Origin of the sequence: Actinoplanes sp. NPDC049118, assembly GCF_040648555.1 — a bacterium.
Lineage (GTDB): Bacteria > Actinomycetota > Actinomycetes > Mycobacteriales > Micromonosporaceae > Actinoplanes.
On record NZ_JBEZDY010000020.1, the window covers coordinates 1 to 25,628 of the forward strand.

Annotated in this window: 22 protein-coding genes and 1 pseudogene; 13 read left to right on the plus strand and 10 right to left on the minus strand. The window is 72.3% G+C overall.

Annotation, left to right across the window (positions count from 1 at the left end; all coding sequences use genetic code 11):
* A pseudogene (locus tag AB0B58_RS28430) lies at positions 1-223 on the minus strand (RNA polymerase sigma factor SigF); the annotation flags it as partial.
* A gap of 327 nt (positions 224-550) precedes the next feature.
* Here AB0B58_RS28430 and ppgK point away from each other — a divergent pair.
* A complete protein-coding gene (gene ppgK, locus AB0B58_RS28435; RefSeq protein WP_360229719.1) occupies positions 551-1,330 on the plus strand; it encodes a polyphosphate--glucose phosphotransferase in 780 nt (259 codons plus the stop codon).
* Positions 1,331-1,338: 8 nt separating this feature from the next.
* Entirely contained in the window at positions 1,339-1,800 is a 462-nt protein-coding gene (locus tag AB0B58_RS28440; protein ID WP_360229721.1) for a PPOX class F420-dependent oxidoreductase, read from the plus strand.
* 70 nt (positions 1,801-1,870) lie between these two features.
* On the opposite strand, the gene AB0B58_RS28445 is transcribed toward AB0B58_RS28440, so the two are convergent.
* Complete coding sequence (locus AB0B58_RS28445) at positions 1,871-2,779, minus strand: hypothetical protein (RefSeq protein WP_360229723.1); 909 nt, start codon at positions 2,777-2,779, stop codon at positions 1,871-1,873.
* Entirely contained in the window at positions 2,769-3,272 is a 504-nt protein-coding gene (locus AB0B58_RS28450) for a sigma-70 family RNA polymerase sigma factor (RefSeq protein WP_360229725.1), read from the minus strand. Before AB0B58_RS28450 ends, AB0B58_RS28445 begins: the two co-directional genes overlap by 11 nt.
* A 170-nt stretch (positions 3,273-3,442) precedes the next feature.
* Between AB0B58_RS28450 and AB0B58_RS28455 the strand changes: the two genes are divergently transcribed.
* Positions 3,443-5,101: a catalase gene (locus AB0B58_RS28455; RefSeq protein ID WP_360229727.1), complete on the plus strand. Its 1,659-nt coding sequence runs from the start codon at positions 3,443-3,445 to the stop codon at positions 5,099-5,101.
* On the opposite strand, the gene AB0B58_RS28460 is transcribed toward AB0B58_RS28455, so the two are convergent.
* On the minus strand, positions 5,102-5,656 hold the full coding sequence (locus AB0B58_RS28460; protein ID WP_360229729.1) for a hypothetical protein: 555 nt from the start codon (positions 5,654-5,656) through the stop codon (positions 5,102-5,104).
* Positions 5,657-5,749: 93 nt separating this feature from the next.
* On the opposite strand from AB0B58_RS28460, the gene AB0B58_RS28465 reads away from it, so the two are divergent.
* From AB0B58_RS28465 to AB0B58_RS28490, 6 genes are all read left to right on the plus strand, one after another.
* Complete coding sequence (locus tag AB0B58_RS28465) at positions 5,750-6,565, plus strand: fused MFS/spermidine synthase (RefSeq protein WP_360229731.1); 816 nt, start codon at positions 5,750-5,752, stop codon at positions 6,563-6,565.
* 139 nt (positions 6,566-6,704) lie between these two features.
* Complete coding sequence (locus tag AB0B58_RS28470) at positions 6,705-8,675, plus strand: maltotransferase domain-containing protein (protein WP_360229733.1); 1,971 nt, start codon at positions 6,705-6,707, stop codon at positions 8,673-8,675.
* Between the two features lie 47 nt (positions 8,676-8,722).
* Positions 8,723-10,498 carry a maltose alpha-D-glucosyltransferase gene (gene treS, locus AB0B58_RS28475; RefSeq protein ID WP_360229735.1) on the plus strand — a complete coding sequence of 592 codons (1,776 nt, stop codon included), beginning with the start codon at positions 8,723-8,725 and terminating at the stop codon, positions 10,496-10,498.
* A complete protein-coding gene (locus AB0B58_RS28480) occupies positions 10,495-11,805 on the plus strand; it encodes a maltokinase N-terminal cap-like domain-containing protein (RefSeq protein ID WP_360229737.1) in 1,311 nt (436 codons plus the stop codon). The genes treS and AB0B58_RS28480 overlap by 4 nt, the downstream gene beginning before the upstream one ends.
* A 74-nt stretch (positions 11,806-11,879) precedes the next feature.
* Entirely contained in the window at positions 11,880-13,988 is a 2,109-nt protein-coding gene (gene glgB, locus AB0B58_RS28485) for a 1,4-alpha-glucan branching protein GlgB (protein ID WP_360230007.1), read from the plus strand.
* Between the two features lie 137 nt (positions 13,989-14,125).
* On the plus strand, positions 14,126-14,542 hold the full coding sequence (locus tag AB0B58_RS28490) for a VOC family protein (protein WP_360229739.1): 417 nt from the start codon (positions 14,126-14,128) through the stop codon (positions 14,540-14,542).
* 21 nt (positions 14,543-14,563) lie between these two features.
* Here AB0B58_RS28490 and AB0B58_RS28495 read toward each other — a convergent pair whose 3' ends face one another.
* The 3 genes from AB0B58_RS28495 to AB0B58_RS28505 form a co-directional block, all read right to left on the minus strand.
* A complete protein-coding gene (locus AB0B58_RS28495; RefSeq protein WP_360229741.1) occupies positions 14,564-15,112 on the minus strand; it encodes a GNAT family N-acetyltransferase in 549 nt (182 codons plus the stop codon).
* A gap of 55 nt (positions 15,113-15,167) precedes the next feature.
* Positions 15,168-15,365 (minus strand): hypothetical protein, encoded by a 198-nt coding sequence (locus tag AB0B58_RS28500; protein ID WP_360229743.1) that lies wholly within the window; start codon positions 15,363-15,365, stop codon positions 15,168-15,170.
* A gap of 357 nt (positions 15,366-15,722) precedes the next feature.
* Positions 15,723-16,340 carry a hypothetical protein gene (locus AB0B58_RS28505; protein ID WP_360229745.1) on the minus strand — a complete coding sequence of 206 codons (618 nt, stop codon included), beginning with the start codon at positions 16,338-16,340 and terminating at the stop codon, positions 15,723-15,725.
* A gap of 150 nt (positions 16,341-16,490) precedes the next feature.
* Between AB0B58_RS28505 and AB0B58_RS28510 the strand changes: the two genes are divergently transcribed.
* Together AB0B58_RS28510 and AB0B58_RS28515 are read left to right on the plus strand one after the other, a co-directional pair.
* Positions 16,491-17,759, plus strand: a complete 1,269-nt coding sequence (locus AB0B58_RS28510; protein ID WP_360229747.1) for a histidine kinase — start codon at positions 16,491-16,493, stop codon at positions 17,757-17,759.
* Between the two features lie 5 nt (positions 17,760-17,764).
* Entirely contained in the window at positions 17,765-18,415 is a 651-nt protein-coding gene (locus AB0B58_RS28515) for a response regulator transcription factor (RefSeq protein WP_360230009.1), read from the plus strand.
* Positions 18,416-18,422: 7 nt separating this feature from the next.
* Here the strand turns inward: AB0B58_RS28515 and AB0B58_RS28520 are convergent, their stop codons facing one another.
* Positions 18,423-19,142, minus strand: a complete 720-nt coding sequence (locus tag AB0B58_RS28520; RefSeq protein WP_360229749.1) for a protein phosphatase 2C domain-containing protein — start codon at positions 19,140-19,142, stop codon at positions 18,423-18,425.
* A gap of 76 nt (positions 19,143-19,218) precedes the next feature.
* On the opposite strand from AB0B58_RS28520, the gene AB0B58_RS28525 reads away from it, so the two are divergent.
* Positions 19,219-20,187, plus strand: a complete 969-nt coding sequence (locus AB0B58_RS28525; protein WP_360229751.1) for a LuxR C-terminal-related transcriptional regulator — start codon at positions 19,219-19,221, stop codon at positions 20,185-20,187.
* Here the strand turns inward: AB0B58_RS28525 and AB0B58_RS28530 are convergent.
* Complete coding sequence (locus tag AB0B58_RS28530; RefSeq protein WP_360229753.1) at positions 20,165-21,214, minus strand: zinc-binding dehydrogenase; 1,050 nt, start codon at positions 21,212-21,214, stop codon at positions 20,165-20,167. The two genes, AB0B58_RS28525 and AB0B58_RS28530, sit on opposite strands and share 23 nt — an antisense overlap.
* Before the next feature lie 97 nt (positions 21,215-21,311).
* Here AB0B58_RS28530 and AB0B58_RS28535 point away from each other — a divergent pair, with 97 nt between their 5' ends.
* A complete protein-coding gene (locus tag AB0B58_RS28535) occupies positions 21,312-23,720 on the plus strand; it encodes a Tex family protein (RefSeq protein ID WP_360229755.1) in 2,409 nt (802 codons plus the stop codon).
* A gap of 32 nt (positions 23,721-23,752) precedes the next feature.
* Here the strand turns inward: AB0B58_RS28535 and AB0B58_RS28540 are convergent, their stop codons facing one another.
* Entirely contained in the window at positions 23,753-25,516 is a 1,764-nt protein-coding gene (locus AB0B58_RS28540) for a serine/threonine-protein kinase (RefSeq protein WP_360229757.1), read from the minus strand.
* Positions 25,517-25,628: the final 112 nt, after the last annotated feature.

The following is a 25,628-nucleotide window of genomic DNA, read 5'->3' on the forward strand; positions in this document are numbered from 1 at the left end:
CGGTGGCGGTCTGTACGAGGTCGTCGGTGGGTTCGCCGCGGCCGGAGTAGCGGTGGGCGAGGTGGCGGGCGAGCGGCAGCCACGCCTCGATCGCCGCGTCCCGCAGGGCGGCACGCCGGCGGTCCCGCAGCGGGGTCACGGCCATCTGGTTGAGTAGGTCGGCGGCGCTCTCCTGCGCGGAGGCTTCACTCACCGTGATCGATGAAACGGAGACGGCGGTCATCTGAGGTGGTCCTCCATCAGCGGGCAGAGAGCCGTGCCCGCACGCGGCGACCGTTCACGTCCCCTCACGCTAGCCGAGCGGCCGAGGCTTGACTAGCCGAAAGTATGAGTGACATTCCGTTACCAAGCGCCGTTCCGCGTGATGAACTCTTCCGGGGGATGATCCCGGCCAAAGCGGTCATCGAGCGCCATCCGTTAGGGGTTGCAGCTCGCGCGTGTACCCCTTACCGAGGCCGATGACACGGCCTGATCGGCGGGGATGGCACGATTCGGTTCCGGGTGTGTGTGGGTACACGCATCGGAAACGCACCGGAGACGGAGTACTGGCATGGCCATCCTGGGCATCGACATCGGCGGTTCCGGCGTGAAGGGTGCGCCGGTCGACACGGTGCGCGGAGAGCTGCTCGCGGAGCGGCACCGGGTACCGACACCGCAGCCGTCCGACGTCGGCGCCGTCGTGGCGGCGGTGGCCGAGGTGGCCGCGCAGTTCGACGGCTTCGACGGCGTCGGCGTGACCTTTCCGGGCGTCGTCGTCGACGGGGTCACCCGGACCGCCGCGAACGTGGACAAGTCGTGGGTCGACGCGCCGGCCGCGCAGCTGTTCAGCGAGCGGCTCGGCCTGCCCGTGTCCGTACTCAACGACGCCGACGCCGCGGGCGTCGCCGAGGTCGCCTTCGGCGCCGGGCACGATCAGCGCGGCCTGACGATGATGCTGACCTTCGGCACGGGCATCGGCAGCGCCCTGTTCCTCGACGGCGTCCTGATCCCCAACACCGAGTTCGGCCACCTCGAGCTGGACGGCGGCGACGCCGAGCTGCGCGCCTCCGACCGCGCCCGCGAGCAGGCGGACCTGAGCTGGGAGAAGTGGGCCGGCCGGGTGCAGGACTACCTGCGGCACGTGGAGATGCTGCTGTCGCCGCGGCTGTTCATCGTCGGCGGCGGGGTGAGCAAGAAGTCGGACCGGTGGCTCCCGCTGATCGAGATCCGTACCCCGATCGTGCCCGCCGTCCTGCTCAACAACGCCGGCATCATCGGCGCGGCCGTCACCGCCGAGCAGGCGCACGGCCGGCCCGGCGCCATCGCCGTCGACGCCGCCATGCGGGGCTGAGCGCCGCCGTGGCCCGCACAGTCGCGACCAACACCGAGGTCGGGCGCGCGGAACTGCTCGAGTTCCTCCGCACCCGGCACCAGGCGATCCTGATGACCACCCGAAGGGACGGCCGCCCGCAGGCGTCGCCGAACACCTGCGGCGTGGACGCCGAGGGGCGCATCGTCATCTCCACCTATCCGGAGCGGGCCAAGGCGGCGAACATCCGCCGCGACCCCCGGGTCAGCGTCTGTGTGCTCTCCGACTCCTTCGGCGGGCCGTGGGTCCAGGTCGACGGCGTCGCCGAGGTCATCGACGTGCCGGAGTCGGTCGAGCCGCTGGTCGAGTACTTCCGGGTGATCTCGGGCGAGCACCCGGACTGGGACGAGTACCGCCAGGCGATGCTCGCGCAGGGCAAATCCCTCATCCGCGTGACGATCGAGCGCTGGGGCCCGGTCGCGACCGGCGGCTTCCCGGCCCGCCTGGCCTGAGCCGAACCGCCGGCACGGCACGCGACGCCGGCCGGTGTCCCCCGTTCGGCACCGGCCGGCGTCGCGGGTCTCAGCTGCGCCAGGCCTCCAGGCGCTCGGCGGCCCTGCGGGCGAAGTCCCCGGCGACCGTGCGCTCGGCCGAGATCGACTCGTAGCCGGTGTTCTCCACCAGCGCGACGGAGTCACCGATCCGGACCGCCGCGAGGTAGATCCGGTACGTCGACCCGTCGCCGGACGGTTCGCCGTCGTCACCGCGGGCCGGCGTCGACCCCTGCATCAGCACCGACTCGTCCCCCACGCCGAGCGAACCCAGCGACCGGTAGGTGAAGGTCAGGCTCTCCCGCTTCCCCCGCGGGCATTCGCGCACCGCCGCCCGGAACTCGTCCATGAAGTCCCCGGCGCCGTCGCCCCGGTAGACGGTGACCGTGTCGAAGACCTCGCCGGACGGGGTGTGGTCCGGCCCGTCGCCGGGCGCCCGGTAGAGGATCGCGACCGTGTCGCGCACCCCGGCCCGCGCGTCGGACGGGTAGTCGGCCGCCGGGCAGAGGTCCGGCGGACCGGCCGGGGAGTCGAGCCGCCGCAGAGTGGCCACATTGGCGTCCGAGCGGCCGAGGAACGCCCGGGCCGGGATCGAGGCCGGGATCGACGGCGTCCCGGACTCCACCGACGGCGGCGTGGACGTGCCGCCCGGCGGCGACGAGGGCGTGGACGAAGTGGACGGTGACGGCGCCGGCGAAGGTGTGGCCGTCGGTGCGGTGCTCTGCGCCGGCGGGAGCGGCGGGCGGGCATCGTCGGCCAGGACCAGGCGGGCGCCGACGGACACCCCCGCCACCAGGACGGCGGCCGCGGCCACGCTGGTCAGCGTGCGGGTGAGCACGCGGCGGTCGGCGCGGCGGCGCACGGCGGCGGCGGGAGCGAGCCGGGCCCGGCGGGCGTCGCCGGACAGCGCGGCGAACGCGCTCTCGAGATCATTCGGCATCCTGAACCTCCATGGGTCGTCCCGCCGAGAGGATCGCGGCCAGGTCGGTGCGGCCGCGGTGCAGCCAGGACGTGACCGTGCCGACCGGCGAACCGGTCTCGGCCGCGATCTGGGCGACGGACATGTCGAACAGGTAGTGCAGGGCGACCGCCTGGCGCAGGTGGGCCGGCAGGCGGCGCAGGGCGGCGGTCAGCACGACCGTGTCCTCGCTCGGCGGCGGCGCGGGTTCGGGTGGGCCCGTCCGGCTCAGCGCCGCCCGCCAGCCACTGAGCCGCCGCCACCGGTCGGTGGCCAACCGGGAGATCGCCAGCCGGAGCCAGCCCTCCGGTGCCGGGTGCGTGGCCACCGTCCGCCAGTGCCGCCAGGCGCGCGTGTACGCCTCCTGCACGATGTCCTGCGCCTCGGCGAGATCACCGGTCAGGGCGTAGCCGTAGCGCACCATCCGTAGCGACGTGTCCCGGTAGAACTCGTCGAACCCCTGCGCATCGCGCATCCGTCGTCCCCCGTCGTCCTGCACTGTTATCACCGAAACGGGTAGGCGCGGAGAAATGCTGCGCGGCACGCCGACTTTCCCGGGCGATTCTGCGAGAGGTTGGTGCGGTGACATCCGCTCGCGTGCGCCAACCGGGGACGAGGGAGCGGACGACGGCAAAGGAGCCGATCATGACCGACGTCGCGAGCAGGGGTCCCGCACCGGACGACCGCCGGGAGGTGCTGACGACCCGGCAGGGCCATCCGGTCTACGACAACCAGAATCAGCGCACGGTCGGCGCCCGGGGGCCCGCGACGCTGGAGAACTACCACTTCCTCGAGAAGATCAGCCACTTCGACCGGGAGCGGATCCCCGAGCGGGTCGTGCACGCGCGGGGCGTCACGGCGTACGGCTACTTCGAGGCCTCCGGCCGGTGGGGCGACCGGCCGATCGCGGACTTCACCCGCGCCGGGCTCTTCCAGGAGGCCGGCCGGCGCACCGACGTGGCGGTGCGCTTCTCCACGGTCATCGGCGGCCGGGACTCCTCCGAGGCGGCACGGGACCCGCGCGGCTTCGCGGTGAAGTTCTACACCGCGGACGGCAACTGGGACCTCGTCGGCAACAACCTCGGCGTGTTCTTCATCCGCGACGCGATCAAGTTCCCCGACGTGATCCACGCGCTCAAGCCCGACCCGGTGGACTTCGAGCAGAAGCCGAACCGGATCTTCGACTTCATGTCGCAGACGCCCGAGTCGATGCACATGCTTGTCAACCTCTTCAGCCCGCGCGGCCTGCCCGCCGACTACCGGCACATGCAGGGCTTCGGCGTGAACACCTACAAGTGGATCAACGCGGCCGGCGAGAGCGTGCTGGTCAAGTACCACTGGATCCCCGACCAGGGCGTGCGCAGCATGACCGGTGAGGACGCCGCGAACCTACAGGCGGGCTGCCTCGGTCACGCGACCAGGGACCTGTACGCCGCCATCGGCGCCGGCGACTTCCCGGTGTGGGAACTGCGGGTGCAGATGATGAGCGACGACGCGCACCCGGAGCTGGACTTCGACCCGCTCGACGACACCAAGACCTGGCCGGAACAGGACTTCCCGCCGCAACCGGTGGGGCGCATGGTGCTGGACCGCATGCCGGAGAACTTCTTCGCCGAGAACGAGCAGATCGCCTTCGGTACCGGCGTGCTGGTCGACGGCCTGGACTTCTCGGACGACAAGATGCTGGTCGGCCGCACCTTCGCGTACTCGGACACGCAGCGCTACCGGGTCGGCCCGAACTACCTGCAGCTCCCGGTCAACCAGGCCACGAACGCCGAGGTGCGCACCAACCAGCGCGACGCACAGATGCAGTACGTCGTTGACAGCAGCGGCGCGAACCCGCACGTCAACTACGAGCCGTCGATCACCGGCGGGCTGCGCGAGGCGCAGTACCCGACCCACGACGACCAGGGTCCGGAGATCACCGGGCGGCTCACCCGCAAGCGGATCCCGCGCACCAACGACTACCGGCAGGCGGGCCAGCGCTACCTGCTGATGGAGCAGTGGGAACGCGACGACCTGGTGCGCAACCTCGTCGACCAGCTCTCGCAGACCGTGCCGGCGATCCGGGAGCGGATGGTCTGGCACCTGCTGATGGTCGAGAACGAGCTGGGCCTGCGGGTCGGCGAGGGCCTGGAGATCAGCCCGGACGACGTCCGTCAGCTCAGGCCGCTGCCGGGGCAGACCCTCACCGACGAGGACCGCGAACGCCTGGCCAACCTGGGCAAGAACCCGCAGCGCGACGTCGCTCGCCTGAAGATGACCCACTGCGTACCGAACGAGCGCGCCAAGATCACCCGCTGACTAGTCGCAGAGCAGGTACAGGAGGTCCTCGCGGTGCAGGTCCGACACGGCCTCGAGCAGGTCGGGGTGGCGCAGCAGGGCGGCGGCCTCAAGGTCACGGGCGTCGGGGGCGGTCAGCCGGCGGAACTCGTACGGCAGATCGCCCACCCGGCGCGGCCGCGGCCTGGGCCGGGTGTCGGTGGCCGGCACGGCCGCGGCGACCGAGTCCACGGCGCGGGCGGCCAGCAGCGGGTCGGCGAGCAGGCAGGCGGCCCAGCTGACCACGACCTCGTCCACCCACGTGCGCCAGCCCTCCCCGTCGGCCAGGTCGTCGTCGGGCTCGCTGCCGGCCCGCCAGTCCAGCACCGCGGAGCCGCCCGGGCCGGCCATGGCGACCAGCTCAGCGTCGAACGGCGTCGGGTAGCGCAGCCAGGCGGCGACCGTCACGGCCTGCCGCGCCTGCAGCTCGGCGAGGGTGTCGGCGGACCGGTCCGCGCCGCTGGACGGGTACGCCCGGACCAGCCAGTGCGTGCTTGCCGCGATGACCGGCGACAGCGCGGTGGAAGGTCCGGCCATTGAGAGCCCCCAGGGTTCGGTGCGCACCCCGTACCGGGGTGTGTCACCCGTACCTCTCGGCGCTGAGCGGGCCGGGATGAGTAGCCTCGCCCGATGGCAACGCACGGCAACCGACGCGCAACGAGCTTCACACGCGTCGCCTCCGGTACCGCCTCGCTCGTGCCGGACCGGGCCCGGGAGCGGGGCTGGACGCTGCTCGTCGAGGGGGTGCCGCAGTCGTACGTCGACCTCGGCGACCCCACCTATCTCGCGTTCGAGTACGTGCGCCGGCTGGCGACGGTGCTGCGGCTGGCGGCGCCCGCGGGCGTACCGCTGACGGTCCTGCATCTCGGCGGCGGCGCGCTGACGCTGCCCCGCTGGGTCGAGGCGACGCGGCCCGGGTCCGCGCAGACCGTCGTGGAACGCGACGGCCTGCTGCTCGCGCTGGTCTCCCGGTCGCTGCCGTGGCCGGCCCGCTTCGAGGTGGTGGCCGGTGATGCCCGCGAATTCGCGGACAAGGCCGAACCGCAGGGGTACGACGTGATCGTGGTCGACGTGTTCGAGGGCGCGGCGATGCCGGCGAGCGTGGCCGGCGTGGGCTTCGCGGCGGCCGCGGCCCGGCTGCTGCGCGCCCGCGGCGTGCTCGCGATGAACCTGACCGACGTGCCGCCGCTGAGGAATTCGCGGATACAGGCGGCGACCCTGCTCGCCGCGTTAGGCGACGTGGCGCTGATCGCCCCGCCGGGCATGCTGCGCGGCCGCCGGGCCGGCAATGTGGTGCTCGCGGCGACCCGGGAGCCGGGCGTCCTGGACATCGAGCGGCTCACCCGCTCGATGGCGCGCGACGCCGAGCCGGCGCGGGTCTGGCACGGCAGGGAATTGACCACCTTCGTGGCGGGTGTGAAGGCGCGCCACGAGGGGCCGCGCTGACCGGTCTCCGGTAGGTTTAACGCCACCGGGTGCGTGGCCGTTCGCGGTTGCTCCATACCGGAGAACCGATGGTCGACGGCTGCCCGCAATTCGCCCGTCGCCATGCCCGCCCCTGCGCTTTCTGATTACGGTGGAGATCATGACCGGTCGCTTTCCCATCGAAGATGTGACGCCATCGGTGTCCTGTGGCCGCTATCCCGCGAAGGCGGTGGTCGGCGAACTCGTGCCCGTTTCCGCGGTGTCCTATCGGGAAGGCCACCACGCCCTCGGCGTGAACGTGGTATGGAAGGGACCACACGGCGCGGTCGAGCCGTTCACCCGGCTCGTGCCCGGCGAACCCGGCCTGGACCGGTGGCACGGGGTGATCAGGCCGGACCGGGTCGGCCGGTGGACGTTCACCGTCGAGGCGTTCGACGACCCCTACCTGACCTGGCGTAACGCGGTCACCAAGAAGATCGGCGCCGGGCAGGGTCTCGAGGATCTGGCCAACGACCTGGCCGAGGGCGCCGACGTGCTGGACCTCGCCGCCAAGATCGTGCCGGCCGCCGACGAGGAGCGGGTCCGCGCCGCGGCCGCGGCGATGCGCGACGAGGGCCGCTCGCTGTTCTCCCGGGTCTCCCCCGCGCTGGAGTTGGAGAAGCTGCTCTGGCAGAACCCGGTGCGCCACCTGGTGACCACGACCCGGTCGTACGCGATCTGGGCCGACCGGCAGCGCGCGCTGTACTCCTCGTGGTACGAGTTCTTCCCGCGCTCCGAGGGCGCCGAGATCGGCCCCGACGCCACGCCGATCAAGCACGGCACGTTCGCGACCGCGGCCGAGCGCATCCCGGCCGTCGCGGCGATGGGCTTCGACGTGCTCTATCTGCCGCCGATCCACCCGATCGGCAAGATCAACCGCAAGGGCCGCAACAACACCCTGGTCGCCCGCGAGGGCATCGACGTCGGCTCGCCCTGGGCGATCGGCTCCGACGAGGGCGGCCACGACGCGATCAACCCGTTGCTCGGCGACCTGGCGGACTTCCGCGCGTTCATCGCGGTGGCCCGGGACAACGGCATGGAGGTCGCGATGGACCTGGCGCTGCAGGCGGCGCCGGACCATCCGTGGGTCAAGTCGAACCCGGAGTGGTTCACCACCCGGGCCGACGGCACCATCGCGTACGCGGAGAACCCGCCGAAGAAGTACCAGGACATCTACCCGATCAACTTCGACAACGATCCCAAGGGGCTGCGCGAGGAGGTACTGCGGATCGTCCTGCACTGGGTGGAGAACGGCGTCAAGATCTTCCGGGTGGACAACCCGCACACCAAGACTCTGACCTTCTGGCAGTGGCTGATCTCGAAGGTCAAGGCGGTCGACCCGGACGTGCTGTTCCTGGCCGAGGCGTTCACCCGGCCGGCCATGATGAACGGGCTCGGCAAGATCGGTTTCACCCAGTCTTACACCTATTTCACCTGGCGCACCACGGCCTGGGAGATGCGGGAGTACCTGGTACAGCTCAAGGCCTCGATCGACTGGATGCGGCCCAACTTCTGGCCCAACACCCCGGACATCCTGCACGAGTCGCTGCAGCACGGCGGCCCGCCGATGTTCAAGATCCGCACGGTGCTGGCGAGCATGCTCTCGCCGTCCTGGGGCATGTATTCGGGACTGGAACTCTTCGAGCACATCAACCGGCCGGGCGCGGAGGAGTACATCGACAACGAGAAGTTCGAGCTCAAGCCGCGGGACTGGGCCGGCGCCGAACGGTCCGGGCTCACGCTGGCGCCGTACATCACGAAGCTGAACGCCATCCGGCGCGACAACCCGGCCCTGCACTGGCTGCGGAACCTGGAATTCCACGAGATCGACAATCCTTCGCTGCTGTGCTGGTCGAAACGCGATCCTGAGACAGGCAACACCGTTCTGGTGATCTGCTCGTTCGACTCGGCAAACGTGCAATGGGGGAACACGACGCTCGACATGCCGGCCCTGGGCATGGACTGGCACGAACGGTTCACCGTCACCGACCAGTTGACCGGGGCGACGTACGAGTGGGGTCAGCACAACGCGGTCCGGATCGACCCCTTTGTCGAACCGGCACACGTCTTCGTGGTGCACCCTCGCCGCTAGCGGCACAAGCGATTCAGTTCCTGCGGGGTGGGGTAGGTGAACGTCTGATGGATCTGACGAGCGAACTCGGCGCGAGCGTCGAGCACAATCCCGCGGAGGGCAGCCACGTCGAGGACGGTGTGGTCGAACATCCCACCGCCGACGACTTCGGCCATGCCCGGACACTGCCGGCGGACCGGACCTGGTTCAAACGCGCCGTCTTCTACGAGGTTCTGGTCCGGGCCTTCTACGACTCGAACTCGGACGGGGGTGGCGATCTACGCGGGCTGATCGAACGCCTCGACTACCTGCAGTGGCTCGGCGTGGACTGCCTCTGGCTGCCGCCCTTCTACGACTCGCCGCTGCGCGACGGCGGCTACGACATCCGCGACTTCTACCGGGTGCTGCCCGAGTTCGGCACGGTCGACGACTTCGTCGCCCTGCTCGACGCGGCGCACAAGCGCGGCATCCGGGTCATCACCGACCTGGTCATGAACCACACCTCCGACTCGCACGCATGGTTCCAGGAGTCGCGCCGCGACCCCGACGGCCCGTACGGCGACTACTACGTGTGGAGCGACACGAGCGAGCCGTACTCCGACGCCCGGGTCATCTTCGTGGACACCGAGGAGTCGAACTGGACGTTCGACCCGGTGCGCCGGCAGTTCTACTGGCACCGGTTCTTCTCGCACCAGCCGGACCTCAACTACGACAACCCGGTCGTGCAGGAAGCGATGATCGACGTTCTGCGCTTCTGGCTCGACCTGGGCATCGACGGCTTCCGGCTGGACGCGGTGCCGTACCTGTTCGAGCGCGAGGGCACCAACTGCGAGAACCTGCCCGAGACGCACGCGTTCCTCAAGCACTGCCGCAAGGTGATCGACGACGAGTTCCCGGGGCGGGTGCTGCTCGCGGAGGCGAACCAGTGGCCCGCCGACGTGGTCGAGTACTTCGGCGACTCCGACACCGGCGGCGACGAGTGCCACATGGCGTTCCACTTCCCGCTGATGCCGCGCATCTTCATGGCGGTGCGGCGCGAGTCGCGCTTCCCCATCTCCGAGATCCTGGCGCAGACGCCGCCGATCCCCGACATGGCACAGTGGGGCATCTTCCTGCGCAACCACGACGAGCTGACGCTCGAGATGGTCACGGACGAAGAGCGCGACTACATGTACTCCGAGTACGCCAAGGATCCGCGGATGAAGGCCAACGTCGGCATCCGTCGCCGGCTGGCGCCGCTGCTGGAGAACGACCGCAACCAGATCGAGCTGTTCACCGCCCTGCTGCTGTCGCTGCCCGGCTCGCCGGTGCTGTACTACGGCGACGAGATCGGCATGGGCGACAACATCTGGCTCGGCGACCGTGACGGCGTGCGCACCCCGATGCAGTGGACGCCGGACCGCAACGCGGGCTTCTCCACCGCCAACCCGGGGCGGCTCTACCTGCCAGCCAACCAGGACCCGATCTACGGATACCAGTCGGTCAACGTGGAGGCGCAGCGGGACAGTTCGACGTCGCTGCTCAACTGGACCCGCACGATGCTGGCGGTGCGGCGCCGCCACGACGCGTTCGCCACCGGGACGTTCCGCGAACTCGGCGGCTCCAACCCGTCGGTGCTCGCGTACCTGCGCGAGGACGGCGACGACGTGGTGCTCTGCGTCAACAACCTCTCGCGCTTCCCCCAGCCCATCGAGCTGAACCTGCAGCACTGGAACGGGTACACGCCGGTCGAGCTGACCGGGCACGTGAACTTCCCGCGCATCGGCCAGCTGCCGTATCTGCTGACCCTGCCGGGACACGGGTTCTACTGGTTCCAGCTGTGCGGGTCCGAGGAGAAGCAATGACGCTGCCCTACGCCGACTGGCTCTCCCAGCAACGCTGGTACGCGGGCCGCAGCCGGACCCTGCAGGACGTCAGGCAGGCCTCGTCCACCCCGCTCAAGGACGACCTGGACCTGGTCCTGCTGGACGTCTCATACACCGACGGCAGTTCCGAGCGCTACCAGGTCCTGGTGGCCTGGGACTCGGGACCGATCTCCGAATTCAGCACCGTGGCGACGATCGGCACGGACGGCGAACGCACCGGCTACGACGGCCTGTACGACCCGGCCGCCGCGGCCTACCTGCTGTCGCTGATCTCGTCCGACGCCACCGTCGGCGACGTCGTCTGCCAGTCCGAGCCCGGCGCCTCGTTCCCGCTGGAGTGCGAGGCGCGGGTCTTCGACGCGGAGCAGAGCAACACCAGCGTGATCTTCGAGCAGGAGGCCATCCTCAAGGTCTTCCGCCGGGTCGAATGCGGCATCAACCCCGACATCGAGCTGAACCGCGTGCTCGGCCGGGCCGGCAACCCGCACGTCGCCAAGCTGCTCGGCTCGTTCGAGATCAACTCCGGCGGCGAGCCGTGCCCGCTCGGCATGGTCACCGCGTACGCGGTTAACTCCGCCGAGGGCTGGGCGATGGCCACCGCCAGCGCCCGGGACCTGTTCGCCGACGCCGAGATGGGCGCCGACGAGGTCGGCGGCGACTTCGCGGGAGAGTCCTACCGCCTCGGCGAGGCGGTCGCCTCGGTACACCGGACCCTCGCGGCCGAGCTCGGCTCGGGTCCGTCGCCGTTCCCGGTCGACGCCGTCATCGCGCGGCTCGCCACCGCGGCCGCGGCCGTGCCCGAGCTGGGCCCCTACGTGCCGGCGATCGAGGAGCGGTTCCGCAAGCTCGCCGGCGAGCACGTCGCCGTGCAGCGGGTGCACGGCGACCTGCACCTGGGCCAGGTGCTGCGGGTGCCCGAGGCGTGGCTGCTCATCGACTTCGAGGGCGAGCCCGGACAGCCGCTCGACCAGCGGCGGCTGCCCGACTCGCCGCTGCGCGACGTCGCCGGCGTGCTGCGCAGCTACGAGTACGCGGCATACCAGCTGCTGGTCGACTCCGACGGCGACGAACACCTCGCCGCCCGGGCCCGCGAGTGGGTCGACCGGAACCGGGACTCCTTCTGCGACGGGTACGCCGCGGCGGCCGGGCACGACCCGCGCGAGCACGGGGCGCTGCTCGCCGCGTACGAGCTGGACAAGGCGGTCTACGAGGCACAGTACGAATCACGGCACCGGCCCGGATGGCTGCGGATCCCGCTGCGGTCGATCTCCCGGCTCGTCGGCTGATGACCCCCGGAGAAGGAGTACCGATGATCGGGCAGAGCACCCCGCCGCCCTCCGTGGCCGGCGACCAGCGCGCGATGAACGCGGTGATATCCGGAGACACGCACGACCCGCACGGGCTGCTGGGCGCGCACCCCTCGGGTGGGCACACGGTCATCCGCACGATGCGCAAGGGCGCCAAGGAGGTGTCCGTCGTCGCCGGCGGCGAGCGGACGGCGATGACGCAGGTGCACCCCGACGGCATCTTCGCCGTCGAGGTGCCCGGCACGGTGCTCGACTACGAGCTCGACGTCGACGGCACGGTCTGCGACGACCCCTACCGGCACCTGCCGACCCTCGGCGAGCTCGACCTGCACCTGATCGGCGAGGGCCGGCACGAGAAGCTGTGGAAGGTGCTTGGCGCGCAGCCCAAGGGCGACGGCGTCGGCTTCGCCGTCTGGGCGCCGAGCGCCCGCGGCGTGCAGCTCATCGGCGACGTCGCCGGCTGGGGCCCGTTCGACGGCTGGCCGATGCGCTCACTCGGCAGCAGCGGCGTCTGGGAGATCTACATGCCGGGCGCGTCGACCGGCACCAAGTACAAGTTCAAGATCCTCGGCCGGGACGGCATCTGGCGGGAGAAGGCCGACCCCCTCGCGCAGCACACCGAGGTGCCGCCCCGCACGGCGTCGGTCGTCTACGAGTCCTCGTACCAGTGGCAGGACGCCGACTGGATGTCCGAGCGCGCGACCAGGCAGTGGCACCAGGAGCCGATGAGCGCCTACGAGGTGCACCTCGGCTCGTGGCGGCCCGGCCTGACCTACACGGAGCTCGCCGAGCAGCTGGTCGACTACGTGGTCGAGACGGGCTTCACGCACGTCGAGCTGATGCCGGTGATGGAGCACCCGTTCGGCGGCTCGTGGGGCTACCAGGTCACCGGCTACTTCGCGCCGACGGCCCGGTTCGGCTCGCCCGACGAGTTCCGCTACCTGGTCGACAAGCTGCACCAGGCCGGCATCGGCGTCATCCTCGATTGGGTGCCCGCCCACTTCCCCAAGGACGAGTGGGCCCTCGCCCGCTTCGACGGCACCCCGCTCTACGAGCACGGCGACTGGCGCCGCGGCGAGCACCCGGACTGGGGCACGTACGTCTTCGACTTCGGCCGGCGCGAGGTCCGCAACTTCCTGGTCGCCAACGCCCTCTACTGGTGCGACGAGTTCCACGCGGACGGGCTGCGCGTCGACGCGGTCGCGTCGATGCTCTACCTGGACTACTCCCGCAAGGACGGCGAGTGGACGCCGAACCAGTACGGCGGCCGGGAGAACCTCGACGCGATCAGCTTCCTGCAGGAGATGAACGCGACGGTCTACCGCAACTACCCGGGCGTGGTGACCATCGCCGAGGAGTCGACGGCCTGGCCGGGCGTCACCCGGCCGACCCACCTCGGCGGCCTGGGCTTCGGCTTCAAATGGAACATGGGCTGGATGAACGACACCCTCACCTACATGGGTAAGGAGCCCATCCACCGGCAGTGGCACCACCACCAGATGACCTTCGCAACCGTGTACGCCTGGAGCGAGAACTACATCCTGCCGATCAGCCACGACGAGGTGGTGCACGGCAAGGGCTCGCTCACCGGCAAGATGCCGGGCGACCTGTGGCAGAAGCTGGCGAACACCCGCGCGCTGCTCGGTTTCATGTGGGCCTTCACCGGCAAGCAGCTCCTGTTCATGGGCGCCGAGCTGGGCGACGAGGCGGAGTGGAGCGAGGAGCGCGGGCTGGACTGGAACCTGCTGGCGGACCCCGCCCGCGGCGGGGGCATCCACCGGCTGGTGCAGGACCTGAACCGGGAATACCGGCGGACCCCGGCGATCTGGTCACAGGACACCACCCCGAGCGGCTTCCGCTGGATCACCAGCGAGGACTCGCAGCACAACACGTTCTCGTTCCTGCGCCTCGGGCCGGACGGCGACACGATGGCCTGCGTGGTGAACTTCGCCGCGATACCGCACGACGGCTACCGCATCGGCCTGCCACACGCCGGCGTGTGGCGCGAGGTGGTCAACACCGACAGCACGCTGTACGGCGGTTCCGGCGTGGGCAATCTCGGCGAGGTGCACGCGGAGCGGATGCCGTGGCACGGGCTCGACGCGTCGGCGTCGCTGCGGGTGCCGCCGCTTGGCGCGGTCTGGCTCCGCTTCGAGGGTTAGGTGACACGGGCGCATCCCCAGGCGGGATGCGCCCCGTTCCCGGTCGGGCGGCTTATCCACAGGCGGGTGAACGGGCCTCCGCGAGGGTCTATCGTGCGAGGGGTGGTTTGCTGCTGATCTCGGCAAAGGAGCCGGTCATGCCCGTTCGCCTGAACCCCTACATCGCCTTCTCGGGCGGCGACGCCCGCGCCGCGATGGAGTTCTACCACTCCGTCTTCGGCGGGACTCTCGTCATCAACACCTTCGGTGAATTCGGCGCCCCCGACCCCGCGCTCGCCGACAAGGTCATGCACGGCATGCTCGAGACCGGGGACGGGCTGGCGCTGATGGGCGCCGACTCGCCGCCCGGCATGGAGCACACGCCCGGCAACAACATCGCCGTCAGCCTCAGCGGGGACGACGCCGACACCCTGCGGGAGTGGTGGGCCAAGCTCTCCGAGGGCGGCTCGGTCAGCACGCCGCTGGAGAAGCAGATGTGGGGCGACGAGTTCGGCGCCTGCCGCGACCGGTTCGGCATCGAGTGGATGGTCAACATCGGCGCGCCCCGGTCCTGACAACCCGCGCCCCGGGTGCGCTCAGGAGGGCGCGCCCGGGCCGAGGTAGTCCACCTCCAGCAGGCCGTAGAGCAGGTCGTCCGTCCACTCGTCCTTGATCCAGGTGTGCCCGCGCAGCAGGCCCTCGCGGGTGAAGCCCAGCCGCTCCAGCACCCGGGCCGACGCCACGTTGCGGGCGTCGCACTCCGCGGAGACCTTGTGCAGTCCCCGCACCCGGAAGAGCTGGTCGAGCACGCCCCGGACGGCCTCGGTGGCGTAGCCGCGACCCTGCCGCTCCGGGGCGACGGTGTAGCCGATCTCCGCCTGCCTGAGGTTGTCGTTCAGGTTCACCCCGACGTCGCCGATGTGCGCCCCGCCGTCCTTGAGCTCGACCGCGTACTGGAACCAGCCGGGCTGCTCCGGGTCCGCGGCGGCCATCGTCTCGATCGCGTAGCGGGCGCGCTCCACCGAATAGGGCGCCCGCCACGACTGGTAGCGCGCCACCTCCGGCGCCGACCGGTAGGCCGCCAGCGTCTCCGCGTCGCCGGGACGGAACCGGCGCAGCACCAGCCGTTCGGTCGCGATCAGCACGGCTCCGAGCCTAAGCCCTGCCTTGCCGGGGCCGGTTCCAGCCCGCGCCGGGCCGTCAGCGCCGCCTACGGTCCCGGCGTCCGGCGACGGTGTAGGCCACGGAGCCGATCAGCAGTCCGGCGAGCGCGCACAGCAGACCCGTGCCGAGCATCGAGTCGCCGGCCTCGTAGCCACCGCTGCCGAACCAGCCCCAGAGCACGCCGCCGATCCCACCCAGCACGAACCCGACGACGGGCCGACCACTCCGTCCCATGTGGTCATCGTGTCCGGCGCCCGGTCGGTGCGCCAGCGTCCGCCGGCGCGAGGAGGGTTGCATCCCGCCGTCCGCCCCGCGCCCCGAGGCGGAAGCCGGCCCGGGCGCAGGTCGCCATGGTCCGCGAGCCACCCCGAGGGCGGGCGCGGAGCGGCGCCCCCGTGGCAACCGCGCTCCGCGCCCACCGCGCCACCCGCCGGCCCGGGCGCAGGCCGCCATGATCCGCGAGCCACCCCCAGGGCGGGCGCGGAGCGGCGCCCCCGTGGCAACCGCGCTCCGCGCCCACCGCGCCACCCGCCGGCCCGGCGACGGTCAGTCGGCCGCCCGGCGACGGTCACGCCGCCAGCCCGGCGACGGTCAGCCGCCGGCCGGGGGCGCCGTCAGGTCGGCGTGGCGCACGGTGTAGTCACCGCTGGTCACCGGCGAGAACGCGGCCGGCGCGACGCAGGTGCCGACCCGGGCCGGGCCCCACTCGCCGGCATCGCTCTGGTCCGCGCTGAATGCCCAGCTGAAGCCGACGCGGTCGCGGCTGTGGCCCCGCCGGTCGTGGCCCCCGTCCCGCACGCTGAAGCCGACCCGTTTGCCGACCCAGTCCCGGACCGGCTCGTCGGCCCTCGTGACGACGGCGGTCAGCGTCGCGGCGCCCGGACTGGTGATCAGACAATCGACCGCCGCCTCGAAGGTGACCGTCCTGCCGTCCTGCGCCAGCCGGTGCGCGACCCGGACCGTGCCGGTGGCGTCGGCGGGCGAGCCGCCCGGGAGCCCGGGCAGCGGCCGGCTGTACGGCGCGGCCCGCGCGTCGAACGCGAACGAGCGCACGTCGTCGTCGGGCCAGTAGGGCAGCGCGAACTCCGCCGTCCCGGTCACCCGGGCGGGTGCCGGGGCCGGCGCCGAGTACGCCGCGCCGGCCGTCACGGCCAGCGCGGTACCCACCAGCGCCGTTGTGACAGCGCACCAGAGCGTGGTCTTCTTCATCGTGTCCTCCCGATCCGGCCGCGCCGTTCGCGGCCCCGTTCGCATCCACGCTCGCGGAACCGGCCCCAGGGTGGATCCCGTGCGCGGGGGGCGCGCGCTCCCCCGCGGGAGGGAGCACGGCGGACCACCGGGCGGGTCAGAATCGTGGCCGTGAGGATCCCGGCGCCGCTGGCGCCCCTGGTGAGCGGCGCGACCTACCGGCGCGGGGTGCACCTGTTGCTCGGCGCGGTGCTCCTGCTGCCGTATGTGCTGCTGGGCTTCGGCTTTCACCGGATCATGACCGACGGCGATTCGCCGGGCGGCATCCTGCTCTCCCTCGGCGCCGCCGTGGTGATCGGCACGGTGCCCGCGTTCCTCGGCGGAACCCGGGAGCTGGAGATCTCCGCCGCCCGGTCCCTGCTCGGCGCCCGGCTGCCGGAGCCGGCGCCCGCGGTGGGGAGGCCGCGGCCGCTGGAGCCGGAGACCCGGATCCGTGCTGCACTGTGGTTCGCGCTGCATCTGCTGTTCGGCGGCGTGATCTCCGCGCTGCTGCTGCTCGCGGTCCCGATGGCGTTGACCTTCATCGGGCAGCGGTTCGGGATGCCGGCCGGGCCGCTCGACGAGCTGCCCGGCCCGCTCGGCGCCGACGACCCGTGGGGCTGGACGCTGGTCGGCGTCGGGCTGCTCGTGGTGACGGTCTACGCCGTGGCCGCCCTCGGCGCCCTCGCCGCGCTGATGGCGCCGGTCCTGCTCGGGGAGTCGGCGACCGAACTCCGGGCGGCGGCCGAGGCCCGCTCGCGGCGCCTGGCGGAACGCAACCGCCTCGCCCGCGAGCTGCACGACTCGGTCGGGCACGCGCTGACGGTGACCACGCTCCAGGCCGGTGCGGCGCGGGAGCTGTTCGACGCCGATCCGGAGTTCGCCCGGCGGGCGCTGGCCGCGATCGAGGAGGCCGGCCGTACCGCGATGGACGACCTCGACTACGTGCTGGGTGTGCTCCGCGAGCGCGAGCGCGAGCGGGGGCCGGCCGGGCCGCTCCGGCCACAGCGCACCCTGGCCGACCTGGACCGGTTGCGCGCGGACGCGCGCGCCGGCGGCCTGCCGGTCCGGCTCGAGGTGACGGGGCCGGTACCCGCGGTGCCCGCCGCGGTGTCCCGGGAGGGGTACCGGATCGTGCAGGAGGGGCTGACGAACGCCGCCCGGCACGCCGGCCGGGTGCCGGTGACGCTGCGGGTGGACGTCGCGCACGGTGCGCTGGCCATCGAGATCGTCAACCCGGTCGCCGCGGAGGCGCCGACCGGCGGCGGCCGCGGACGCGGGCTCGACGGCATGCGGGAGCGGGTCGGGCTGCTGCGGGGAAGGCTCGACGTGGGCCGGGCCGGCGGGACCTGGCGGGTGGCCGCGTGGCTGCCGCTCGGCGATCCGGAGGACGGCGCGTGACCGCGGTGACGACGGTGCTGCTCGTCGACGACGAGGAGCTGGTCCGGGTGGGGTTGCGCGCCGTCATCGACGCCCAGCCGGACCTGCGGGTGGTCGGCGAGGCCGCCGACGGCGCGGAGGTGCCGCCGCTGGTGGCCCGGCTCCGGCCCGACGTGGTGCTGATGGACGTACGGATGCCGGCGATCGACGGCCTCCAGGCCACCCGGCACCTGCTCGCACACGCCGCCGCCCCGCCGCGGGTCCTGGTCATCACCACGTTCGAGAACGACGAGTACGTCTACGAGGCGTTGCGGGCCGGCGCGAGCGGCTTCGTGTTGAAGCGGGCCCGGCCGGCCCAGCTGGTGGACGCGGTCCGGGTCGTCGCGCGCGGCGACTCGCTGCTGTTTCCCGCGGCGATCCGGCGGCTCGCCGGCGCGTACGCCGGTGGCGGCGAGGCCGGCCGGCTGCCCGGTGTCCCGCTGACCGGGCGCGAGCTGGAGGTGCTGCGCCTCATGGCGACCGGCCGTTCCAACGCCGAGATCGCCGCCGACCTGGTGCTCGGGCTCGAGACGGTCAAGACGCACGTCGGTAACGTCCTCGCCAAGCTCGGCGCCCGGGACCGCACCCAGGCCGTGATCGCCGCGTACGAGTACGGCTTCGTCACGCCGGCGCGCTGACCCCGGCTCAGGACTCCTCGACGTCCGCGACGATCACCGAGACGTTGTCGGGCGCGCCGGCCTCCAGCGTGCGGGCGATCAGCTCGGCCGCACAGACCTGCCGGTCCGGGTACGACCGCAGCGTCGTCGCGATCACCTCGTCCTCGACGTAGTCGCTGAGCCCGTCGCTGCACAGCAGGAACCGGTCGCCGACCCGGATCGGCACCATCCGCCCGGCCGGGCGGAACGGCCCGCCCTGCACCGCCTGGGTCACCAGCGCCCGCTGCGGGTGCCGCCGCGCGTCGGACGGCGTCAGCACGCCCTGGTCGACCAGCGCCTGCACGTACGTGTCGTCGCGGGTCAGCTGCGTCAGCTCCCCGTCGCGGCTCAGGTAGCAGCGCGAGTCCCCGACGTTCAGCGCCGCCACCCGGTCGCCCGACAGCAGCAGCGTGGTCACCGTCGTGCCCATGCCGTCGCGGGTGTCGTCGTCGGCGACCGCCGCCTCGATCCGCTCGTTCGCCGTGTCCAGTGCCGCGACCAGGTCCTGCAGCGGCTCGCCGGTGTCCGGCAGGTCGTCGACCTCGGCCAGGGCGCGGACCAGGATGTCGCTGGCCAGTTCCCCGGCCGGCAGCCCGCCCATCCCGTCGGCGACCACCAGCAACCGGCCGCCCACGAAGACGGCGTCCTCGTTGTTCGACCGGACCAGGCCCTGGTCGGAGGCGGCCACCGCACGAAGCACGACACTCATGTCACAAGACTGCCAAAGGGCTGAGGCCGTGTCTGTAGTACGTAGTACGTAGTGTTGAGAGGTGATGCCGGTACCGATGGTGGGTCGAACGGGCGCGCTGGACGAGCTCCGGGGCGCCTGGGAGCGCGTGGACGCGCGCCGCAGGTGCGTTCCCGCCGTGGTCACCGGCCTGCCCGGCACCGGCAAGAGCACCCTGGTCGCCGCCGCCCTGCAGGTCACGACGCCGCAGGTGGTGCTCTCCGGCTCCGCGCGGCTGCACTCGCCCGCGCCCTACGACTGGCTGGCGGCCGTGCTGGCCGGGCTCGGCCCCCGCCCCGACCTGCCGGTGCCGCCGGACGCGCTGGCCTGGCTGGCGCAGGACCCCGATGTCCCCCGGGAGCGGTACACGCCCGACGCGCTGCTGCGGCTCGCCGTCACCACGGTGCGGACGCTCGTGGCCGGCCGTCCGGCCGTACTCGTGGTGGAGGATCTTCATGCGCTCGACCCGGCCAGCCTGAACCTGATCGGCGAGCTGGCCGCCGCGGAGCTGCCGGCGCTGCTGCTGGTGACCAGCCGGCCGCCGGACGCGGCGGTCTCCCCGCTCCTCACGGCCCGGGTCCTGGCCCGCCTGTCGGGGGCACCGGGCGCCGTGCGCCAGCATCTGGGTGCCCTGAGCGCCGGGCAGGTGGCCCAGATCCTCGACCACGTGTACGCGGACAGCCGCCCGCCGGCCGACGTCGCCGAGGCGGTGTGGCGCCGCACGGGCGGCAACCCGTACCGGCTGACCGAGCTGCTCGCGATGGCCGGCGGCCCGGAGGCGCTCGCCGACGCCACCCTGCCGACGTACCTGCAGGAGCAGCCCGACCTGACCGCCCGCGAGCGGGAGGTGATCGGCTGCCTGGCCGAGGGCATGTCCAACAAGCAGATCGCCCGGGCGCTGGGCATCTCGGTGCGCACGGTCACCGTGCACGTCTCGAACCTGCTGCGCAAGACGGGCGCGGTCTCCCGCACGGAGGCCGCGCTGTGGGCCGTTCAGCGCGACCTCAGGGCCACAGCAGCGTCTTGATCGACCGGCGCTCGTCCATCGCCGCGTACGCCTCGGCGACCTGCTCCATCGGCAGGTGCAGGTCGAAGACCGCGCTCGCGTCCAGCGCGCCGGCGAGCACGTCCGCGAGCAGCTCCGGCAGGTAGGGCCGCACCGGCGCGACGCCGCCCGCCACCGCGATGTTGTCGTCGAACATCTTCCGGATCGGGAGCTCGGCGCCGCCCAGCGGCACGCCGACGTAGCCGATGTTCCCGCCCGGGCGCACCGACGCCATCGCCTGCGCCATGGACTCTTTGTTTCCGACGCACTCGAGCACCGCGTCCGCGCCCTCGCCGCCGAGCAGGTCGTGCAGGGCCGCGGCGCCCTCGTCGCCGCGCGCCGCGATGATGTCGGCGGCGCCGAAGCGGGTGGCGACCTCCTGCCGGTCGGCGTGCGAGGAGAAGGCGATCACCCGTTCCGCGCCGAGCCGGACGGAGGCGAGAACCGCGCACAGGCCGACCGCGCCGTCGCCGACGACCGCCACCGTGCGGCCGGGCCCGGCGCCACCGGACACGGCGGCGTGGTGGCCGGTGACCAGCACGTCGGAGAGGGCGAGCAGGGCCGGGATCTGGTCGGTGTCGGGCAGGCCCGGCGTCGCGAACAGCGTGCCGTCGGCCAGCGGCACGCGCACGTAACGGCCCTGGCCGCCGTCGAGGACGCGGCCGTCACGGTCCGTGCCGCCGTACCACTGGAGCTGGTCGCACGACGTGGTGACGCCCCGCCGGCAGTGCGCGCAGGTGCCGTCGCTGATCGAGAACGGCGAGATGACGAAGTCGCCGGTGCTGAGCGTGCCGACCCCGGCGCCGATCTCCTCGACCACGCCGACGAACTCGTGGCCGACCGGGTGCGGGTCGGCGGGCGGCCGGGCGCCCCGGTACGTCCACAGGTCCGAGCCGCAGACACAGGCCGCGACGACCCGCACGACGGCGTCCGTCGGCAGCTGGATCGCCGGATCGGGGCGTTCTTCCCAGCGGATGTCCCGGGGGCCGTACCACATGGCAGCGTGCATGAGCTCGACCCTACCCGCGCCCGGCCCGGGTGATCATTAACTGCTGTTTCGTGGGGCGGGGCGACAAGCGTCGGACGCCTGGTTCACAATCGTCGGCGTGACGACCACCATCCATCAGCGCATTGCCCAGGAGCTCGGGGTCCGCGAGGGCCAGGTGACGGCCGCGGTCGACCTGCTGGACGGCGGTGCCACGGTGCCGTTCATCGCCCGGTACCGCAAGGAGGTCACCGGCACCCTCGACGACCAGCAGCTGCGTACGCTCGAGGAGCGGCTCGGCTACCTGCGGGAGCTCGAGGACCGCCGGGCCGCCGTGCTCGAGTCGATCCGCTCGCAGGGCAAGCTCGACGACGCCCTCGAGGCGCAGATCCTCGGCGCCGAGTCCAAGGCCCGGCTCGAGGACATCTACCTGCCGTTCAAGCCGAAGCGCCGGACCCGGGCGCAGATCGCGCGCGAGGCCGGCCTCGAACCGCTGGCCGACCTGCTGGTCGCCGACGCGACCCGGGACCCGAAGGCGGAGGCGGCGGCCTACGTGGACGCCGACAAGGGCGTCGCGGACGTTGCGGCCGCCCTCGACGGCGCCCGGGCGATCCTCGTCGAGCGCTTCGCCGAGGATCCCGACCTCATCGGTGAGCTGCGCGAGCGCATGTGGACCAAGGGCCGGCTGATCGCCAAGGTGCGCGACGGCAAGCAGACCGACGGCGCCAAGTTCGCCGACTACTTCGACTTCGCCGAGCCGTTCACCAGGCTGCCCTCGCACCGCATTCTGGCCATGTTCCGCGGCGAGAAGGAGGACGTCCTCGACCTGACCATGGAACCGGAGGCGGGCGCCGAGGACGGTGTGCCGTCGTCCTTCGAGGCGTCGGTGGCCGGCCGGTTCGCCATCTCCGACCATGGGCGCGCCGGTGACCGCTGGCTGCTCGACACGGTCCGCTGGGCGTGGCGCACCCGGATCCTGATCCACCTCGGCGCCGACCTGCGGGTCCGGCTCTGGCAGGCGGCCGAGGACGAGGCCGTGCGCGTCTTCGCCGCCAACCTGCGCGATCTGCTGCTCGCCGCGCCGGCCGGCACCCGGGCGACGATGGGGCTCGACCCCGGTTTCCGCACCGGGGTCAAGGTCGCCGTGGTCGACGCGACCGGCAAGTGCGTCGCGACCTCGACGATCTACCCGCACGTACCGCAGAACAAGTGGGACCAGTCGCTGCACACCCTGGCCAAGCTCGCTCAGGAGCACAACGTCGACCTGGTGGCGATCGGCAACGGCACCGCCTCCCGGGAGACCGACCGGCTGGCGGCCGACCTGATCAAGCTGCACCCCGGCCTCGGGCTGACCAAGGTCATGGTCTCCGAGGCGGGCGCGTCGGTCTACTCGGCCTCGGCGTACGCGTCGCAGGAGCTGCCCGGCATGGACGTCTCGCTGCGCGGCGCGGTCTCCATCGCCCGCCGCCTGCAGGACCCGCTCGCGGAGCTGGTGAAGATCGACCCCCGGTCCATCGGCGTCGGGCAGTACCAGCACGACCTGTCCGAGGTGAAGCTCTCCAAGTCGCTCGACGCGGTGGTCGAGGACTGCGTCAACGCGGTCGGCGTCGACGTCAACACCGCGTCCGCTCCCCTGCTGACCCGGGTCTCCGGCATCGGCGCGGGCCTGGCGGAGAACATCGTCCTGCACCGCGACGCCAACGGCCCGTTCCGGAACCGCTCGGAGATCAAGAAGGTCGCCCGGCTCGGCCCCAAGGCGTTCGAGCAGTGCGCCGGCTTCCTGCGCATCCCCGGCGGCGACGACCCCCTGGACGCGTCCAGCGTGCACCCGGAGTCGTACCCGGTGGTCCGCACGATCCTGGCCACGGCCGGCGGCGACCTCAAGACGGTGATCGGCAACAGCCCGCTGCTGCGCGGCCTGCGCCCGGAGAGGTTCGTCACCGACACCGTCGGCCTGCCGACCGTCACGGACATCCTGCGCGAGCTGGAGAAGCCGGGCCGCGACCCGCGACCGGCGTTCACCACGGCCACGTTCGCCGAGGGCGTCGAGAAGATCGCCGACCTGCGGCCGGGCATGATCCTGGAGGGCGTGGTCACGAACGTGGCGGCGTTCGGCGCGTTCGTCGACGTCGGCGTGCACCAGGACGGCCTGGTGCACGTGTCGGCGCTGTCGAACACGTTCGTCAAGGACCCCCGCGAGGTGGTGAAGTCCGGCGACGTCGTGAAGGTGCGGGTCGTCGACGTCGACGAGGCCCGCAAGCGGATCTCGCTGACGATGAAGCTCGAGGACAAGCCGGAGCAGCGCGCCCCCCGCGAGCCGCGCGAGGGCGGCGGCGAGAAGCGCCACGGCGGCGGACAGCCCCGGCAGGGCAGCGGACAGCCGAGGCAGGGCGGCGGACAGCGGCAGCCCCGGCAGGGCGGCGGGCAGCGCTCGGGCGGCGGCGGCCGCGGGCAGGGCTCGTCGGGCGGCGACTTCAACGGCGGCGCGATGGCCGACGCCCTGCGGCGCGCGGGACTGACGAAGGACTGAACCGGTGCGGCCGGGCCCGGGCGGGCCCGGCCTCAGCGGTTGATCGGCCAGATCCGGATGTCGTTGAAGGCGACCTCGTACGGCCCCTGCAGCGGCGCGTCGCGCTCGGTGTAGATGCCGAGCACCACCCGGCCCCCGGTGATGTCCTTGTCCTGCACCGGCACGCTGCCGACCAGTTCGCCGTCGCGCAGCACCTCGAGCGTCTCGCCGACGATGCTTACCGTGATCCGGATCGCCGGGGCGCCGACGCCGATCGCGTTGTCGTCCAGCGGGAACGTCTTGTAGACCTTCAGCTCGGTCGACTTGTGGGTGCCGACGTACACGTTGTGCTCGCACACCCGGACCTGGTAGCCGCGGTACGGGCTGTACCGCAGCCAGATCGAGGCGCAGCTGTCCGGGGTCAGCAGCCGGACGCCGACCTCGGCCTGCAGGTCGTCGGGCTCGGCGTCCTCCGGGCCGCGGCAGCGGAAGACCCCGCGGGTCTCGCGGCGCACGACCAGGCCGCCGTCGAACGAGCAGCTCGCCTTCTCGCGGGCGTCCGACGAGGGGTGCCACAGCCGCTGCTGCAGCAACGGGTCGGCGAGCAGCACGTCCGCCTCCGGGTCCGGCTCCGGCGGCACCGGGGTCGGGCTGCCGCCGATCGTGCGGCCGGTCGCCTCGTCGCGCGGCCAGTACGTCGCCGCCGCCCCGCCGATGGCGAGGACCGCGAGCACCAGGAGCGCGACGGCGGCCGGCAGCACCCAGGGGCGGCGCGGCGTGGGGTCGTGGCCGAACGGGGTCGTCGGTCCGGCCGGCGAGGTCGGCACCGGCTGGGTGACGATCGAGTTCTCGTCGTACCCGACCAGGTGCGACGGCGTCACCGCCGCGGTCAGCTGCCGGGCCGAGTGGTACCCGGTGACCGCCTGCGCCTCCTCGGCGGCGATCCGCAGCCCGGGCTGGTGGTCGAGGGCGGCGCCCGCGGCGGCCGGCCGCTGCGGCCCGGTGATCAGCAGGTCGAGCAGCTCACGGGCGCTGGGCCGGTTGGCCGGGTCCTTCTCCAGCGCGTGCCCGATCAGGTCGCGCAGCGGACCGCTGAGGCCGGACAGGTCCGGCGGCTGGGTGAGGATGCGGGCCGCGGTGGCCGGCGGCGAGTCCGCGCTGAACGGGGTGCGCCCGGTCCCCGCGTACGCGACCACGCCGCCCCAGGCGAAGACGTCCGCGGCCGGGGTGAGCGGGGTGTCCGAGCCGAACCGCTCGGGCGCCATGTAGGCGACCGTCCCGACCATCTGATCGGTGCGGGTGTGCGCGCTGGTCGCCTCCATCGCCCGGGCGATGCCGAAGTCGATGACCTTCGGGCTGCCCGGCGCGAGCAGCACGTTGCGCGGCTTCAGGTCGCGGTGGATGATCCCGGCGCCGTGGATCGCCGTCAGCGCGGTCGCCACCCCGATGGCGACGCTGTGCAGGTTGGAGGCGGTGAGCGGGCCGCGCTCCTCGACGACCTCGGCGAGGCTCGGGCCGTCCACGTACTCGACGACCAGGTAGGGATGCTCGTGGTCGGGGTCGGCGTCGAGCACTTCGGCGGTGCAGAACGGCGGCACCTCGCGGACCCGGTTGACCTCGCTGCGGAACCGGCGCCGGAACTCGTCGTCCGGCGCCAGGTCGGCGCGGACCATCTTGACCGCGACGAGCACACCGGCGGCGCTGCGGGCCAGATAGACCGTGCCCATGCCGCCCTCACCGAGCCGGCTGAGCAACTCGTAAGGACCGAGCTTACGAGGGTCGAGTGGGCGCAGCGGGCTGGTCCGCTCGTCCGACATGCCATTACTCCTACGCCCCCGGCGGCACAATGCCGACCGCCCGCCCCCGACAGAAAGGTCACCCTATCGGGCGCTGTCAGTACCTGCGAAGACCCATCCACCTGTTGCCGCC

Excerpts from the sequence above, each read along its gene's own strand:
- ppgK (WP_360229719.1), top strand. The coding sequence starts at position 551 with ATGGCCATCCTGGGCATCGACATCGGCGGTTCCGGCGTGAAGGGTGCG.
- AB0B58_RS28445 (WP_360229723.1), bottom strand. The coding sequence starts at position 2,779 with ATGCCGAATGATCTCGAGAGCGCGTTCGCCGCGCTGTCCGGCGACGCC.
- AB0B58_RS28450 (WP_360229725.1), bottom strand. The coding sequence starts at position 3,272 with ATGCGCGATGCGCAGGGGTTCGACGAGTTCTACCGGGACACGTCGCTA.
- AB0B58_RS28455 (WP_360229727.1), top strand. The coding sequence starts at position 3,443 with ATGACCGACGTCGCGAGCAGGGGTCCCGCACCGGACGACCGCCGGGAG.
- AB0B58_RS28460 (WP_360229729.1), bottom strand. The coding sequence starts at position 5,656 with ATGGCCGGACCTTCCACCGCGCTGTCGCCGGTCATCGCGGCAAGCACG.
- AB0B58_RS28465 (WP_360229731.1), top strand. The coding sequence starts at position 5,750 with ATGGCAACGCACGGCAACCGACGCGCAACGAGCTTCACACGCGTCGCC.
- AB0B58_RS28470 (WP_360229733.1), top strand. The coding sequence starts at position 6,705 with ATGACCGGTCGCTTTCCCATCGAAGATGTGACGCCATCGGTGTCCTGT.
- treS (WP_360229735.1), top strand. The coding sequence starts at position 8,723 with ATGGATCTGACGAGCGAACTCGGCGCGAGCGTCGAGCACAATCCCGCG.
- AB0B58_RS28480 (WP_360229737.1), top strand. The coding sequence starts at position 10,495 with ATGACGCTGCCCTACGCCGACTGGCTCTCCCAGCAACGCTGGTACGCG.
- glgB (WP_360230007.1), top strand. The coding sequence starts at position 11,880 with ATGAACGCGGTGATATCCGGAGACACGCACGACCCGCACGGGCTGCTG.
- AB0B58_RS28490 (WP_360229739.1), top strand. The coding sequence starts at position 14,126 with ATGCCCGTTCGCCTGAACCCCTACATCGCCTTCTCGGGCGGCGACGCC.
- AB0B58_RS28500 (WP_360229743.1), bottom strand. The coding sequence starts at position 15,365 with ATGGGACGGAGTGGTCGGCCCGTCGTCGGGTTCGTGCTGGGTGGGATC.
- AB0B58_RS28505 (WP_360229745.1), bottom strand. The coding sequence starts at position 16,340 with ATGAAGAAGACCACGCTCTGGTGCGCTGTCACAACGGCGCTGGTGGGT.
- AB0B58_RS28520 (WP_360229749.1), bottom strand. The coding sequence starts at position 19,142 with ATGAGTGTCGTGCTTCGTGCGGTGGCCGCCTCCGACCAGGGCCTGGTC.
- AB0B58_RS28525 (WP_360229751.1), top strand. The coding sequence starts at position 19,219 with ATGGTGGGTCGAACGGGCGCGCTGGACGAGCTCCGGGGCGCCTGGGAG.
- AB0B58_RS28530 (WP_360229753.1), bottom strand. The coding sequence starts at position 21,214 with ATGCACGCTGCCATGTGGTACGGCCCCCGGGACATCCGCTGGGAAGAA.
- AB0B58_RS28540 (WP_360229757.1), bottom strand. The coding sequence starts at position 25,516 with ATGTCGGACGAGCGGACCAGCCCGCTGCGCCCACTCGACCCTCGTAAG.